Raw genomic sequence first — 14,367 nt, forward strand, 5'->3', positions numbered from 1 at the left:
TTATTTATTCGTTATACTTTGCCTTCAAGTTTAGATTTGATTTCTTCAATATTCATGACATTCTCAAGGGCGACAATTTCTTTCGCACCATCGTCCAGTGTTCCGATGATATCTTGTGCCCCAAGGTAAATATCAGCAGGTTCAGTTCGTGCTGTCGCAATATCCGTATGAGAGACATCCGCCTCTTTCCCCATTTGTTCGAGCGCTTTCTTCACATTCAACTCCATAATGAAGCTTGAACCTAATCCGTTCCCACATACTACTAAAATCTTTTTCATTTTTCTTCCTCCTCTGAATAACGATTGAGTATCTCGACAATCTCTTCGACGTTGTCTGCCCCTAATACGAGTGACACGTCTTGTTCATTCCCTAACAGTTCAGTCAACTGCGCAAGCGCTTTCAAGTGAGTCGTTTGATCGATAGCCGCTAGCACAAAAAATGCACGGACTGGTTTATCCCCCGGAAAGAAGACCGGTTCTGTAAGTTTCAACACGCTCATCCCAAGTTGATTCACACCATCCTCAGGTCGCGCATGTGGGATAGCAATTTGTGGCATGAGGACGATATACGGACCATGCTCCACGACGTTCTCAATCATCGTTTCCACATAGCGTGTTTCGATTGCCCCGTTCTGGACAAGTGGTTCGGCCGCGAGACGAATGGACTCCTGCCAATTCGACACATGATCGCGAAGTTGAATTTCATTTTTTGTTACGAGTTGATTTAGCACGGGTTGTCCCCCTTTCCATTCATCTTTCGTCGCTTCATCTTGTAGTAAATGATTCAATTCTTTTCTCAATTGTGATTCTTGATGGACTGTCGCATATTTCTTCACCACTTCGAGAATATCGGACACTTCTAATCGAGCCATTCCTCCGCTGGCGATAAAGCGTTGATGGATTTGTCGCTTTAAGGCGAGTTGCTCGAGCCTCGTCGGAAGTGTCGGTACGAGGGTCACATGCGCCTGCTGCTGCACGGCTAACGGCAATGGGACCGTAGTGAAAATTAAATCGACAAGCGGCGCATACTCTAACACGTCACGTTGTGAGATCGGTGGTAAGAATACAAAGTCCGGAAATTGATTCTTCAAAATATGGTCGAGCATATGCGACACACTAATCCCGCTCGGACATACGACAATCGCCTTCATTTTTTCATCAAGGTGCTGTCCTTGTTGATGAAGGTGGGCTGCGAAATGCAACGTGAAATACATGACTTCCGTTTTCGGAAGTTCGGCTTGAATTTGTTGTCGAATCGGATCGAGTGAACGATCGACGATCACATTTAAAACCCGGTGCTCTTTCAAGACATACCTTTCTAACTCTTCTGGCGGCATGACTTCCGTATGAACACGCTTCAGTGTCGCTTTGGCGTGAAGAACTAATTTTTCACATAATGCCTCCCGTTCAATGACCCGCGTACAACTTAATCCCTCGAATCGCTCAATCACCTGAATCATCGTGGCGGCAAGATTCTGTTGGACCGTTTCATCCATCTCTTCCGACACTTTCGGTCCACTTTGGATGAGCATCATCAACATATCCCACAGTTGCGGGACATCTTGAAAATGCACTCGAACTGATTGTTCTACTTTTTCCGTCAACCAAGAGTCCTCATCTCGAACAAATGATTCTGGAGACAACTTGGAACCAATGAGAAGAAAATACGCTATTTTTTCGCGGTGACTTTCCACAAATTGAAACTGTTTAAGCGTCTCAAACTGTTCAATCTGACGGACACGCTTCCTAAACTCCTCTTGCCAATCATCGAAGCATAAATCGAGTAATTGTGAGGACGTCGACTTATCAAGCAATTGTTCAATTGTTCGATAAACGTATAACGTGACCGTTTGGAAATGACCGTTGAATCGATACCCTTCTTTTCTCGTATAGGAGAAGTCGAGACCGAATCGGGCGGCCTTTTTCTTGATCGCATTTAAACTTTCTTGAACGGTGTACTTGGACACATCCAACAAATGCTGAAAGTGGAAGCTTGAAAGAAACTCAACTTGTGTCATCGCATAAAGCGTAATCACAAGCTCACGTTCTTCTTCTGACCAAACTAATTCCGCACGCTCCACTTGATCGATTAACGCTTCTGTCACTGTCAATTCAATTTTTGTCCCATCCACTTTCATATTGGATAAACCATGGTAACTGAGCCATTCTTGAATGCGCTCAAGCTCATATTCGACCGTTCGACGAGAATATGGAAGCATCATCGTCAACGTATCGATGGTCATCTGCTTTTCGTGTAAGATGACATTTAACATTCGTTTACTTTTTTCATTCAATTGCATGGTAGAGGCCTCCTACACCTGTAGTATAAAACGAATCGGGACAAAAAATGTAAGCGGTTACGACAGACTTTTCGGAGACACCTCCACAAACTTCTGTCTCTACAAGAAAACACAAAAAAGAGACGATCGAATCGTTCAAATTCGTTCGTCTCTTTTTCAGTTATGAAGTCGGTACGACCGGGTTACGGCGATAAATCGTGATCCCGCCGTGCTTGGCTTCTCCTACAACTTGAAAGAGCCAACCTTTCTCAATCAGCATGGTCCGAACGGATAAAAAGTCTTCCCGTGGTACTTTCACTTCATCTTGTTGTTCGTCAAGTAATTGTTGAAACGTATGTTCCCAATCAGTCATGTACATTCTCCTTACGTGCGTCTTCTTCTCGAATCCATTCGAACAGTCGGCGTCCTGAATCCAATCGATCGGTCGCATCCCATAACTCGTTCGGGACGCCGGGAACGCCATCAATTGTCTCTTCTCCTGCAAACACAACACGGTTATTCGTCACCTGTTCAATATAGTTGAGCGCAAACGTTAGGATTGACGCTTCCGATACATGTCCACTTTCCTGTAAGGCGAGTTCATACGATTCATCTCGTTGGTTGTTCACGAGTAACGTGCGCCCCCTGTCGAGTAACACCATCGGAGGCACGGCATCGACGTGGAATACCTCATACGAGCGATAAGTCTCTTCATCATAAGGTAACAGTGGGACGAATTGGCGTTGACCCGTCCATTTCTTCAGTTGGAACAAAATTTTCATCGAAGTGAACCATGTGGCCCCTTCTATATTCTTTTCCACCAAAATCGTAGGCACCGACGCTTCATCCGCTTCTTTCTTTTGAACAAATAACCACTTCTCTACATCTACAACGACGATCAAACTGTTTTCCTCCTTATAAACCATTCAGACAAGGCAATCATGGTCAGCGCGACGAGCCAGCCACCAATCACGTCACTAAAATAATGGACGTTCAAGACGACTCGACTGAGCGATACTGCAAGGACGAGACAGATCAGTACGAAGATGGCGAATGTTGACTGCCCCTTTCGATACAGCACATAAGCCGTCAATCCATATAACGCAAGCGATCCAGATGCATGACCGCTCGGAAAGCTATACGTTGTCGCATCGAGCGATGCATCGATGAGCGGGCGATCAATCCCATAGACGAGCTTTAGCACTTGTGTGAAAAGGAGCGTCCCAATCCCGACGAGCACGAGTCGCCACGCCTCGACGCGGTCACCGCGCCAGAACCAAAACAATAAACCTAAAATCGATAGCCCGACAATGACCTGCGCGCTCCCTAATTCCGTGACGTATGCAAACACACGATCCGGTAGCGGTTGTAACAACTCATATACGAACGTATTCATGGGACCGACTGCTCCCAAAACGACAAACACCGACACGATCACATATGCGATCGTCCCGGCGATGACCACCTGCATGGGTGTATATTTCATTAATACAACCCTTTTCGTTCACGCATCTCTTCTTCTCCGAAGTCGACCATATCTCGAAGACGGTGTGCCAATCGTCCAGACGCGTTCGCTGCAATCGCACCGACAAGGTCGTCCATGAACGTATGCACTTGACCGTCGTCCATTTTCGTATCGAGCTGCTTGATGATGCCGATTTTTGCCTTGTCTAAGTACCCGAACGTCGTGACGGCGATCGAACCATATGTGTTAACGGCACCGATGGCAATCGTTTCGTCCACTCCAAATAGACCTTCGTCAGATGCAATGATGGATAAGAGCGGTTCAGACAGTTGGCCCTTTTCCGCCAACATATCGAGTTCCGATCCAACGAGAATAGCATGTTGCAATTCACGTTTGTCGAGAACGGCTTCTACGGAATCCATACAATCTTTTAAGGAAAGATGCGGCGAGTAAGGGGCTTGCATCTGATAGACAATTTCTGCAATCGATTCAATCGTGACGCCGCGCTCGAGCAGGCGGGCACGCGCTGCTTCTCGGACATCTCGTGAGTGTGGTACGTGTTTCATAATAGGCGCAGGATTGAAATCCCGCTTCACATCCCTTCGTTCAGAGAGTCATCGCCTCTCTAGTTAATATAACCATTATACTGAAAAATCGAAAAAAGACGAACCCTGCTTTGACTTCCCTCATTAAATCGGTCATCATAAACATGTAGGTTAAACGATTAAAGGGGGAAGAGGAATGAAGATTGGGGTAGTCTTATTTCCGTCTAAACAAGTGCAAGATTTTGCGAACTCTTATCGAAAACGTTATGACACTAAATATGCGTTGATTTCACCTCACGTGACCATCAAGGAGCGGACAGAGGTAGCAGAAGAAGACTTGCCAAAAGTACTCGAGTACTTGCAACAAGTTGCGGATTCGACTAAACCGATTCAGTTAAAAGTCGATGGCGTCCGCTCTTTTGCGCCAACGAACAACGTGCTGTATTTGAAAGTGTTACCGACACGCGAACTGTCTGCTTTGCAGCAGCGACTACATGAAGACGTGCTCAGTCAGTCTCCAAAATATGAGTTCTTGCCACATATTACAATCGGTCAAGATTTGACCGATGCCGAACTGTTCGACGTCCTCGAACGGATGCGTATGGAGCAAGTCCATTTTGAAGAGACGATCACTCGGATGGCTGTCATGTACGAACTCGAAAATGAAACATGGAACGTCTATGAGACGTTCCGTTTCCGAGGCTAATCTTATATGCTCCGGTCGACAAAGCGACCGGGGTTTTTTTCTTGCTCTTCTTCTAACCATTCTTCTCGTCGAGGTCGGATTCGCTGGACGCGTTTGATACGCGTCACCGGTTCGATGCTCGCTCGACCTGACGGCTGGACTTGCCGGTTGACGTATTGAACGACAGTAAAGTCAATCTGATAAGGACCCATGATCTGACCTCCTTCATAGGTCCTTACCCGATTCAACGGCTACATAATACAAAAATGGCGCATCACTGCGCCATTCCCCAAACTTATAAAATATGATACCCGCTATCGACGTGAATGACTTCACCCGTGACGCCGCTCCCCATTCCCGAGAGAAGGAAAAGTCCAGTTGACGCAACCTCTTCTGCAGAGACGTTTCGACGTAACGGCGCTTTTTGTTCAAGCTCAGAAAGGATACTGTTGAAGTCGCCTACCCCTTTAGCCGACAATGTGCGAATAGGACCAGCCGAGATCGCATTGACACGAACGCCATGCGGGCCGTACTCATTTGCCAAGTACTTGACGCTAGAGTCAAGCGCTGCTTTTGCGACACCCATCAAGTTATAGTTCGGAACGACGCGCTCCCCACCGAGGTATGTTAACGTGATCACCGAGGCATCTGATGCGAAGTAAGGTTTCGCCGCTTTCACGACTGCCGTCAAACTATACGCAGAGATGTCTAACGCCTGCGCGAATTGTCCACGTGTCATTTCCGAGAACTCGCCGCGCAATGCTTCTTTATCTGCGAATGCAATCGAATGGGCAATCCCTTGAATTTCGCCCGCTTGTTCATGGATGGAACGGAACGTCGTTTCAATCGCTTCATCATTTGTAACGTCACACTCGAGCAAAATCGCTTCTTGCTTCAACTCGCTCGCAAGCGATTCGAGACTTGATTTGAATCGTTCTGCTGCATACGTTAATACGAGCTTCGCTCCCGCCTCATCGAGCGTTTTAGCAATCGCCCATGCGATGGAACGCTTGTTGGCAATCCCCATGACGACATACGTTTTATTCGTTAATGTTGGAAAAATTGACATCATAAACTCCCCTTTTTAGTACCTGGTGATAATATCTGTTATCAGATTACAGAAAGGTTTCTGTTTTGTCAACCGGCTCGTTTCGTATTGCGATTTTTTTAAGTTGCGGTAAGATAAAATACGTATAGAAAGGGTGACTCGACTCCATTATGAACCGCATTCAATCATATTTCAAAAGTATAGACACCACGTTATTGACCATCGTCTTCTTATTGATGATCATCAGCCTCGGTGCAATCTATACGGCACAACCGATGTTGCCGACCCGACTTCAACATATCAACTTCGCTCTCGAGCAAGGCATTCGATACGTCATCGGCTTTTTCGCGATGTTTGCCATCATGACAATCGAATATGAGCAACTTCGAAAAATCCATTGGTACTTATATGCATTCGGTCTTCTCTTGCTCGTAGGACTCATTCCTCTCCGCGACACAACACTCGTTCCGAACATAAACGGAGCGTATGGTTGGTATAACGTACCGGGATTCAGTTTTCAGCCGGCAGAGTTCATGAAATTGTTCCTTTTGATTTCGATGTCGACGATTGTATATGACCACAATAAGCGATACGGCTCATCTCAACTCGACACATGGCTCTTGGTCAAATTGGTATTGGTCGCCATTCCACCACTTGGGCTGATCGTGACGCAACCGGACTTAGGAACAGGACTCGTCTTGATCACGATGCTCGGCGCGATTATCATCGTCTCCGGTATCGGCTGGAAGTGGTTGCTCGGCCTCTTCAGCGCCGCCGCTTTGACCATCGGGACGTTCATGTATCTGTTCTTCTCCCATTTTGAAGTGTTGCAGGCTATTGTACCAGGACACGCCCTCAACCGATTCCAGGCATGGATCTATCCATATGAATACTCGGATGACTTGGCGTTCCAGTTAATCAAATCATTACAAGCGATCGGGTCTGGGCAGATGTTTGGGGCAGGATATGGACAAGGACTCGTCTACCTACCAGAATCACAGACAGACTTCATCTTCGCCGTCATCGCCGAGCATTACGGCTTCATCGGCGCAGCACTTGTGATCATCGTCTTTTTCTTGTTCCTCTATCGCATGATTCACATCGCACTTGAATCAAGCAGCGCATTCGGAAGCTATATCGTTACCGGCGTCATCGCCATGTTCACATTCCAAGTGTTCCAAAACATCGGGATGACAATCGGGGTCTTGCCGATCACGGGACTCACCCTCCCATTCGTCAGTTATGGAGGGACAGGGATCATCATGAACATGATCGCCATCGGTCTCGTCATGAACGTTGCCTCTAAATCAAAAACCTATATGTTTGATGACGATTGACAAAATCCCCTCAAGGTTACGAAAAACCTCGAGGGGATTTTTTACATAGATTGAAAATCCTGCGGAATCGGTGCTTCGATGATCACTTCTTCCCCTGTCATCGGATGAATAAAGCGCGCTGACGCGCTGTGGAGGGCGTGACGTGACATCCGAGCCGCTCCCCCATACATCGAGTCCCCGATTAGCGGATGACCGATATGGCGCAAATGAACACGGATTTGATGCGTGCGTCCTGTCTCAAGTCGAATCGTCAATAAAGAGTCACTCCCGAATGGCTGACACGCGACGATATGTGTGACGGCGCGCTGTCCGTCTCTTGTCACGACTCGTTCCATAATCGAATTCTCGGCGCGTCCAATCGGTGCATCGATTGTTTGGATAGGAACTTCGCCTTCAACGAGCGCCACATAAGAGCGTGTGAGCGCATTCGCTCTCTGAAGCTCGCTAAATCGATGGTGAATGAATCCATACTTTGCAAACAGGACGACCCCGCTCGTATCGCGATCGAGTCGATTGATCACATGGATCGCAGATGCCAGACCGATTCGATAATAGTAACCGAGTACGGCGTTTGCGAGTGTATCGGTCGGATGTAGTCGTGATGGAATCGTGGCGATTCCTGCCGGCTTATCGACCGCCAACACCGTATCATCTTCATACAAAATGCGGATTGGTCTGTCTGAGGCGACCATGTCTGTTGAAGGGGATTCGGGTGGGAAACGTACCGTCACTTCATCCCCTGGCTCGAGAACGTGCCGAACGGTGCGATGTATTCCATTCACCTCGATTTCACCTTCATGCTTTACGAGCGTGAGCATCTTTCGGGATATCCCGAGGTCCTGCATTAAAAAGTCGCGCAGTGGAATCGACTTCTCCACAACGCGACGCATCATAAATCCTTGCATCTGTTACTTTCCTTCCTCGATGAACGATTCGCGTACACGGCGCCAAAATGGGAACGGGCGGAAACGGGCGAATGTCACTTTTTCTTTTGCGACCGCGCATCGGATCGACACGACGTCTGACCAAGATAACGCTTCTTGATGGTCGAACGCCAATTCGAATTCCGTTTTCGTGTGCGGCTTAATTTTCACTTGATGATGTTTCGGCAATAGGAGCGGCGCCCCAATCGTCCGATAAACCAAGTTATTGATGGAGGCCATCTCTGTCACTTGAATCGCCTCAATCGATGGGTGAACAATCGCACCACCGAGCGCTTTGTTATAGGCGGTCGAACCTGATGGGGTCGAGATACATAGCCCGTCTCCACGAAACGTTTCAAAATAATCGTCGCGAATCGACAAATCACAGACGAGCGTCCGCTTATAATTTTTAATCGTACAGTCATTCATCGCCAGTTGACGATCGGTCTTTCCGTTCTCATAATCAATCAGTACCTCGACGAGCGGATAAGAGACCGGTTCGAACGACTCACTCGTAATCATTTCCGTCAGTTCATCCAACTCATCCGGTTGCCAGTCCGCATAAAATCCAAGATGTCCGGTATGAATGCCGACGAGAAGTGTTTCATCGAGTCGGTCAATATATTTATGGAACGCCTGCAACATCGTCCCGTCCCCACCGACTGATACCACGATTCGTGGTTCTTCCGATAACGTGTGCCCCGCGGCTTCAAGTTTTTCAGTCAGATCTTGGGCGATTTCCGCTGATCGCGTATCTCCCCTCGATACAATCGCAAACTGCATATCGATTTCCCCCTAGTCCTCGTCCGTTTTCACATTCATCTCTTTATCCCGAAACACTTGCTGTGCGTCTTGAATCTCGACACGAAGTTGACTCATCTCTGCATCGAGAAGAAAGGCCGCCTCAGCCGCACGTCTCAATCGTTCTTGTACTTCAAGAGGCATATCGCCATCGTATTTATAATTTAAAGAATGCTCGATCGTTGCCCAAAAGTTCATCGCAAGGGTACGAATTTGCACTTCGACAAGTGTCGGAATCTCCCCATGAATCGTCTGAACCGGATATTCGATAATGACGTGATACGATCGATAGCCAGAATCTTTTTGATGCGTAATATAATTACGTTCTTCCACTATTTTAAAATCTGTCCGACGATGAAGCAAATCCAAGACATGAACGATATCATCGACAAACTGACACATGATTCGTAATCCAGCAATATCTTGCATATCAGTCGCCAATTCATGATCAGCGATATTCTTTCGCTTTGCTTTTTCGAGGATACTCCCGACTGGCTTCACACGACCTGTGACAAATTCAATCGGAGAATGGTCATTTTGCGACTTGAATTGCTTACGAACGGCTTTTAACTTCACTTTCAACTCGTCTACCGCGATTTGATACGGTACTAAAAACTGATCCCAGTTCACTGATTGCATACGCTGTCACCACTTTCGTTCTTTTCCGGAAAAAACGCGTCCTTTCCGTATGTATCCGTTTGTATGGTATCATAAACGAACAATTGTTCATAGAATGGAGCGATGATTTATGACCCAAGAAGTGGAAATTGAATTCAAATCAATGTTGACGAAAGATGAGTATGAAAAGCTGATTCGAGCTTACAAACTAGAAGATCAAGTACGCTGGCAAGCGAACGATTATTTTGATACGCCATCTTTTCAGTTAAAAAAGAATGGCGCAGCTCTTCGCATCCGTGAGAAAAAACAAGGTCAAGTGTTGACGCTGAAACAACCGAACGAAATCGGATTGCTAGAGACGCATGCCAAAATCACCGAAGAAGAAGCTGAAGACTTGTTCAAATACGGAATCGTTCACGATGACCAAATGAAGCAAGCTCTTGCTCCATTCAAATTAAATGCCGCACTCGAACACCTCGGACGCCTCGAGACGAATCGAGCCGAATATCAAACAGAGGACGGTCTACTCGTTTTAGATGAAAGCCATTATTTGGAGACGACCGACTATGAAATAGAATTTGAGGTCGCGAATGAAGAAGCAGGTCAGCGCGCATTCGAAAGACTGCTAGCGGAGCACGGTCTCCCGTACCGTCCCGCCAAAAATAAAATCGTACGATTCATGGAATTAAAAATGAGTCGGTCTGAAGGTTGAGCAGATACATTGCCAACCTTTTTTTTTCGTTGCTACAATGAGTTTACAAAGTTAAATGAGTTTTTTGCCGAGAGGAGGCGACACAAATGGAACTTGAACAATGTAATGGGTCATCCTGTTCACTGGAAGAAACTCCTATTCAAGTAACGTATAAGCCATTGGAGTTATTCTATTTCATGGACATCTCGAGTCCTGAAAATTTTCACGTGATGACACTGATCAAAAAGTTAGAGATTGAATACGGACATGTGATTCGTTTCCGAATGGTCTCTACCGTTCCTAGCTGTGTTGGCGGATGTCAGGAAGAAGTTCGCCTTCTCACTATGATCAAAGCGCTAGAATTACAAGGGAAACGTCATGCGATGCGTTTTTTACGTCACATGCATGTGAACGATTTATTCTCTAGTAAACAATTTGGCTCCATCGATTTATGGGAAATCGCACGTTCTTTCGAAGAGTATGGTCTTGATTTGAGTGAACTCGAAGCCGATCTTCAATCGAACCAGCTCTTGAATGCTTTAGCAGTCGATCATCAAGTGTTGAAAGATTGGGAGATTGAGTCATTGCCCGCCCTCACCTTCGTGACGCGCGATGAAGCATTGAAGATTGAAGGGGTTTATCCGTACGATGTCTATCAATCAGTCATGACCGAGTTGCTAGGTTATGCACCGAGTCGCTCGACTGACTGGGATGTAGCGAAAGTATTGGCTCGATATGACGCCTCTACAATTACCGAACTATCGTATATTCTAGACTTAGATAAAGCTGTGATTGAACGCGAACTGAAGAAGCTTTCCTTGCAACAGCGTTGCCGTCCTGTACCTGGATGTAGCGGTGAAGCATGGGCGCAAACGAAATAAAAAAGAACCCCACGGCCGGGGAGCCGTGGGGTTTTTGACGTCTCAAGCGGGGACAAGAGCCGTCTTACCTTGAGGCCCGGGGAAGGCCTACAAGATGGGAGAAAGTTTACGGTCAATAAAGGGGTTTGTGATTGATTTCACACTTATAATATACCGAGTCCCACTTCATCTGACAACTAGTTTGTGTACATTGTCACATATTGTTCACGAGAACAATAATGATTCCATTTCGTCGAGCACTGCCTCGAACTGATCAAGCGCTTTGAGCACCGGTTCTTTCGTCGTCATATCGACACCCGCCGCTTTCAACACTTCAATCGAATAGTCACTTGATCCAGCCTTGAGGAAGTTATCGATGTAGCGACGAACAGCTGGCTCTCCCTCTTCCATAATCTGTTGCGACAACGCTGCCGATGCTGAAATACCTGTCGCATATTGATAGACATAGTAGTTGTAATAGAAGTGCGGGATCCGCGCCCATTCATACGAAATCTCTTCATCGATGACAATCTCGTCTCCGAAGTAACGTTTGTTCAATTCCAAATACGTCTCATTCAAGTATTCTGGAGTGAGTGAGACGCCTTCTTGCGCAGCCTGATGGATCATATGTTCAAACTCAGCGAACATCGTTTGACGGAACAACGTCCCACGGAACGTTTCAAGTTGATTGTTCAATAAGTAGAGACGCTCTTCTTTTGCTGTTCGTGTTTTCAATAGATGGTCGTTCAACAGAGCCTCGTTCGTCGTCGATGCGACTTCTGCCACAAAGATTGAATAGTCACCATACGGATACGGCTGTGACGTACGCGTATAATGGCTATGCACGGAGTGACCGAACTCGTGCGCGAGTGTGAACAAGTTGTTGACGTTGTCCTGCCAGTTCATGAGAATGAACGGTTGTGTATCGTATGCTCCTGATGAATAAGCGCCGCTACGTTTACCACGTGTCTCGCGAACGTCGACCCAACGTGAGTCGAGTCCGTCTTTCACGATTTGAACATACTCTTCACCAAGAGGTGCCAAACCATCAACCATCAATTGTTTCGCTTCCTCATATGACACTTTCATCTCAACATCTTTCACGAGCGGTGTATATAAATCATACATATGCAACTCATCTAACCCGAGCGCACGCTTACGAAGTGCGACATAACGATGCAACAAGTCAAGACGCTCGTTCACTGCCTCGACTAGTCCGTCATATACAGACTCCGGAATCGCATTATGGTGAAGTGCTGCCTGTCTTGCACTCTCAAACTTACGAACAGACGCATAGAAGTTATCTTTTTTCACACTTCCCGAAAGCGTAGAGGCAAACGTGTTCAAATATTGCCCATACGTCCCGTACATCGCTTTAAAGGCGTTCTCACGGACACTTCGATCACTTGATTCGAGGAATGTGATATAACGACCGTGCGTCAACTCGACCTCTTCCCCTTTTTCATTTTTCACTTTTGGGAATTTCAAATCCGCGTTGTTGAGCATACCGAACGTCGAACTCGATTGACCGAGCACGTCTCCGGCCTGTGCAAGAATCGCTTCTTCCGCTTCCGTCAACACGTGTGGACGTTCTTGCGCCAACTCATCGAACGCATGACGATAAACGCGGAGTGACTCGTGCTGCTCCATAAAGGCTTCAATTTGGGCTTCATCGATTGAGAGAAGCTCTGGCGTCATGAACGCGAGTTGAGCTGAAATTTGCGAGGCGAGTGAGCCCGCACGGTCATTTAGCGCCTGATAATGACTGTTCGCCGTATCTTCGTCATAACGCATGTGTGCGTATGTATACAGCTTATGTAACTTACGAGAAAGCTCATCGCGGAGTTGTAATGCTTCGTATAACGTTTCTGCCGATTCTCCGAGCTTCCCTTTAAAACCGATTAAAGCAGGTACTTGCTCTTTCAACGCTTGAAAATCCGCTTCCCAAGCTTCGTCATTACTGTAGATCGTCTCTAAGTTCCACGTCTCTTCAACTGGAACTTGTTGTCGTGTCAATACTTCCGACATACGTTCACTCCCTTTTCTGATTGGCTAGCCGATTGTAACATCAATCGCTGAAGTCCTTGAAACAATCGTGTATCGTGACGTCTCGCTTCTTCATATGTGGTCGGAAGCGGCCATGAACTGACATCACACGATAAACGACATGCATTCAAGAGTTGTTTCCATTGTACATGAAATGACTGGGAAAAGTCGCTTGTCGGTGTCACTCCGAACTGGCGGCACGTCTTTTGAATACTCCACTCTACCGAATCATTCGGTGACTCGCGTCGATTTAAGTAAAGAACAGTCTGAAATTCAATCGGATGGATATGCACTCCCCAAAGCGAAGTGAGCGGAAGATAGCAGGCGGTCGGTAACAATGCGGGAATCACCCCCAAAGGATATAGACGATTCAAAATGAGACGACGATTGGTTGGAGACGGATAAAGTGGCGACATTCGCTTTCTTCGAATCATCTCCGTCCATTCCAGCGCATTGAACCGATAATAGGCTTCATACGGTGACGTTTTCACTGACGACGAGATTCCCCAATTTCCGATGCCATATTTGATTGAAATCGGAAATCCATTGAAACGCAACAGATTCCCATCCCTCACCGTCAACAACCGATGTCGCTGAAAGAGTTCGAGGCGCATCCACGGTTGAAACGATTGGTTCATTCTTAAATCGAGTCCACTCGCGAGCCAAATCACATCGAGACCAGCTCGCTTATAATCGTTCGTTCGCGCGACGTACTCTTCCGATTGCAAGGGGGATGCTTGAATCTCGAATACGATTTTGTTCCCATCCACGTCTGTAAGAACGTCAGCCCGACGATTCCCAATCGTCACCTCTTGTTCGACCGGATATCCTCTTTCTTGAAGCCACTGGCACACTGCCCATTTATCCTGATGGTGCGTGACGGATTCCGCTCTCCCACACGTATGGATATGGGCAAAATGCAGCCGTCGTTTCGCTCCTTGCTTCAAAATCAGCATTTCCTGACATGTCGGACATCGAAAAGGAGCAAGTTGCTCCGCCTGCATTCGATTGAGCGTAAAGGAATCAACGATGTTTCCTTCTCGACCGATCGCAAACCGCATCTTGCTCCC

The 14,367-nt window shown here is 46.8% G+C and carries 17 protein-coding genes; 4 read left to right on the forward strand and 13 right to left on the reverse strand.

Going from position 1 to position 14,367, the window contains the following annotated elements; all coding sequences use genetic code 11:
* Positions 1-11 precede the first annotated feature (11 nt).
* The 6 genes from KNO87_RS05200 to KNO87_RS05225 form a co-directional block, all read right to left on the reverse strand.
* Positions 12-278 carry a PTS sugar transporter subunit IIB gene (locus KNO87_RS05200; RefSeq protein WP_214739852.1) on the reverse strand — a complete coding sequence of 89 codons (267 nt, stop codon included), beginning with the start codon at positions 276-278 and terminating at the stop codon, positions 12-14.
* Positions 275-2,299 (reverse strand): BglG family transcription antiterminator, encoded by a 2,025-nt coding sequence (locus KNO87_RS05205; RefSeq protein WP_214794236.1) that lies wholly within the window; start codon positions 2,297-2,299, stop codon positions 275-277. Before KNO87_RS05205 ends, KNO87_RS05200 begins: the two co-directional genes overlap by 4 nt.
* Positions 2,300-2,459: 160 nt before the next feature.
* The gene (locus KNO87_RS05210) at positions 2,460-2,651 is read right to left on the reverse strand and encodes a hypothetical protein (protein ID WP_214794238.1); all 192 of its coding nucleotides are present in this window, start codon (positions 2,649-2,651) and stop codon (positions 2,460-2,462) included.
* Positions 2,644-3,180 (reverse strand): hypothetical protein, encoded by a 537-nt coding sequence (locus tag KNO87_RS05215; protein WP_214794240.1) that lies wholly within the window; start codon positions 3,178-3,180, stop codon positions 2,644-2,646. Before KNO87_RS05215 ends, KNO87_RS05210 begins: the two co-directional genes overlap by 8 nt.
* On the reverse strand, positions 3,177-3,764 hold the full coding sequence (locus KNO87_RS05220) for a phosphatase PAP2 family protein (protein WP_214794241.1): 588 nt from the start codon (positions 3,762-3,764) through the stop codon (positions 3,177-3,179). Before KNO87_RS05220 ends, KNO87_RS05215 begins: the two co-directional genes overlap by 4 nt.
* Complete coding sequence (locus KNO87_RS05225) at positions 3,764-4,309, reverse strand: phosphatidylglycerophosphatase A family protein (RefSeq protein WP_015881233.1); 546 nt, start codon at positions 4,307-4,309, stop codon at positions 3,764-3,766. Before KNO87_RS05225 ends, KNO87_RS05220 begins: the two co-directional genes overlap by 1 nt.
* 175 nt (positions 4,310-4,484) lie before the next feature.
* Between KNO87_RS05225 and KNO87_RS05230 the strand changes: the two genes are divergently transcribed.
* The gene (locus KNO87_RS05230; protein ID WP_214789170.1) at positions 4,485-4,994 is read left to right on the forward strand and encodes a YjcG family protein; all 510 of its coding nucleotides are present in this window, start codon (positions 4,485-4,487) and stop codon (positions 4,992-4,994) included.
* Between the two features lie 2 nt (positions 4,995-4,996).
* On the opposite strand, the gene KNO87_RS05235 is transcribed toward KNO87_RS05230, so the two are convergent.
* Both KNO87_RS05235 and fabI read right to left on the reverse strand, forming a co-directional pair.
* On the reverse strand, positions 4,997-5,185 hold the full coding sequence (locus KNO87_RS05235) for a hypothetical protein (protein WP_074035057.1): 189 nt from the start codon (positions 5,183-5,185) through the stop codon (positions 4,997-4,999).
* 83 nt (positions 5,186-5,268) lie between these two features.
* Positions 5,269-6,042, reverse strand: coding sequence for an enoyl-ACP reductase FabI (gene fabI / locus KNO87_RS05240; protein WP_214695521.1), 774 nt, complete (start codon positions 6,040-6,042; stop codon positions 5,269-5,271).
* A gap of 149 nt (positions 6,043-6,191) precedes the next feature.
* Here fabI and KNO87_RS05245 point away from each other — a divergent pair, with 149 nt between their 5' ends.
* Positions 6,192-7,358: an FtsW/RodA/SpoVE family cell cycle protein gene (locus KNO87_RS05245; protein WP_214789173.1), complete on the forward strand. Its 1,167-nt coding sequence runs from the start codon at positions 6,192-6,194 to the stop codon at positions 7,356-7,358.
* A gap of 41 nt (positions 7,359-7,399) precedes the next feature.
* Here KNO87_RS05245 and KNO87_RS05250 read toward each other — a convergent pair whose 3' ends face one another.
* Genes KNO87_RS05250 through yjbM form a run of 3 tightly spaced genes read right to left on the reverse strand, consistent with a single transcriptional unit; the run spans position 7,400 to position 9,721 of the window.
* Positions 7,400-8,263 (reverse strand): RluA family pseudouridine synthase, encoded by an 864-nt coding sequence (locus tag KNO87_RS05250; RefSeq protein ID WP_214794243.1) that lies wholly within the window; start codon positions 8,261-8,263, stop codon positions 7,400-7,402.
* Between the two features lie 3 nt (positions 8,264-8,266).
* Positions 8,267-9,064 (reverse strand): NAD kinase, encoded by a 798-nt coding sequence (locus KNO87_RS05255; protein WP_214789179.1) that lies wholly within the window; start codon positions 9,062-9,064, stop codon positions 8,267-8,269.
* 12 nt (positions 9,065-9,076) lie between these two features.
* The gene (gene yjbM / locus KNO87_RS05260) at positions 9,077-9,721 is read right to left on the reverse strand and encodes a GTP diphosphokinase (protein ID WP_015881226.1); all 645 of its coding nucleotides are present in this window, start codon (positions 9,719-9,721) and stop codon (positions 9,077-9,079) included.
* Between the two features lie 109 nt (positions 9,722-9,830).
* On the opposite strand from yjbM, the gene KNO87_RS05265 reads away from it, so the two are divergent.
* Together KNO87_RS05265 and KNO87_RS05270 are read left to right on the forward strand one after the other, a co-directional pair.
* On the forward strand, positions 9,831-10,412 hold the full coding sequence (locus tag KNO87_RS05265; RefSeq protein ID WP_214789185.1) for a CYTH domain-containing protein: 582 nt from the start codon (positions 9,831-9,833) through the stop codon (positions 10,410-10,412).
* A gap of 86 nt (positions 10,413-10,498) precedes the next feature.
* Complete coding sequence (locus KNO87_RS05270) at positions 10,499-11,272, forward strand: DsbA family protein (protein WP_214794245.1); 774 nt, start codon at positions 10,499-10,501, stop codon at positions 11,270-11,272.
* Between the two features lie 204 nt (positions 11,273-11,476).
* On the opposite strand, the gene pepF is transcribed toward KNO87_RS05270, so the two are convergent.
* Positions 11,477-13,279, reverse strand: coding sequence for an oligoendopeptidase F (gene pepF, locus KNO87_RS05275; protein ID WP_214794247.1), 1,803 nt, complete (start codon positions 13,277-13,279; stop codon positions 11,477-11,479).
* Positions 13,264-14,358 carry a competence protein CoiA gene (locus tag KNO87_RS05280; protein ID WP_214794249.1) on the reverse strand — a complete coding sequence of 365 codons (1,095 nt, stop codon included), beginning with the start codon at positions 14,356-14,358 and terminating at the stop codon, positions 13,264-13,266. The genes pepF and KNO87_RS05280 overlap by 16 nt, the downstream gene beginning before the upstream one ends.
* Between the last annotated feature and the right edge of the window lie 9 nt (positions 14,359-14,367).

This window comes from Exiguobacterium sp. s34, assembly GCF_018617435.1.
In the GTDB taxonomy this organism is placed as follows: domain Bacteria; phylum Bacillota; class Bacilli; order Exiguobacteriales; family Exiguobacteriaceae; genus Exiguobacterium; species Exiguobacterium aestuarii.

Bases quoted from the DNA above. Each gene is read 5' to 3' on its own strand.
- KNO87_RS05200 (WP_214739852.1), bottom strand. From the start codon at position 278: ATGAAAAAGATTTTAGTAGTATGTGGGAACGGATTAGGTTCAAGCTTC.
- KNO87_RS05205 (WP_214794236.1), bottom strand. From the start codon at position 2,299: ATGCAATTGAATGAAAAAAGTAAACGAATGTTAAATGTCATCTTACAC.
- KNO87_RS05210 (WP_214794238.1), bottom strand. From the start codon at position 2,651: ATGACTGATTGGGAACATACGTTTCAACAATTACTTGACGAACAACAA.
- KNO87_RS05220 (WP_214794241.1), bottom strand. From the start codon at position 3,764: ATGAAATATACACCCATGCAGGTGGTCATCGCCGGGACGATCGCATAT.
- KNO87_RS05225 (WP_015881233.1), bottom strand. From the start codon at position 4,309: ATGAAACACGTACCACACTCACGAGATGTCCGAGAAGCAGCGCGTGCC.
- KNO87_RS05230 (WP_214789170.1), top strand. From the start codon at position 4,485: ATGAAGATTGGGGTAGTCTTATTTCCGTCTAAACAAGTGCAAGATTTT.
- KNO87_RS05235 (WP_074035057.1), bottom strand. From the start codon at position 5,185: ATGGGTCCTTATCAGATTGACTTTACTGTCGTTCAATACGTCAACCGG.
- fabI (WP_214695521.1), bottom strand. From the start codon at position 6,042: ATGTCAATTTTTCCAACATTAACGAATAAAACGTATGTCGTCATGGGG.
- KNO87_RS05245 (WP_214789173.1), top strand. From the start codon at position 6,192: ATGAACCGCATTCAATCATATTTCAAAAGTATAGACACCACGTTATTG.
- KNO87_RS05250 (WP_214794243.1), bottom strand. From the start codon at position 8,263: ATGCAAGGATTTATGATGCGTCGCGTTGTGGAGAAGTCGATTCCACTG.
- KNO87_RS05255 (WP_214789179.1), bottom strand. From the start codon at position 9,064: ATGCAGTTTGCGATTGTATCGAGGGGAGATACGCGATCAGCGGAAATC.
- yjbM (WP_015881226.1), bottom strand. From the start codon at position 9,721: ATGCAATCAGTGAACTGGGATCAGTTTTTAGTACCGTATCAAATCGCG.
- KNO87_RS05265 (WP_214789185.1), top strand. From the start codon at position 9,831: ATGACCCAAGAAGTGGAAATTGAATTCAAATCAATGTTGACGAAAGAT.
- KNO87_RS05270 (WP_214794245.1), top strand. From the start codon at position 10,499: ATGGAACTTGAACAATGTAATGGGTCATCCTGTTCACTGGAAGAAACT.
- pepF (WP_214794247.1), bottom strand. From the start codon at position 13,279: ATGTCGGAAGTATTGACACGACAACAAGTTCCAGTTGAAGAGACGTGG.
- KNO87_RS05280 (WP_214794249.1), bottom strand. From the start codon at position 14,358: ATGCGGTTTGCGATCGGTCGAGAAGGAAACATCGTTGATTCCTTTACG.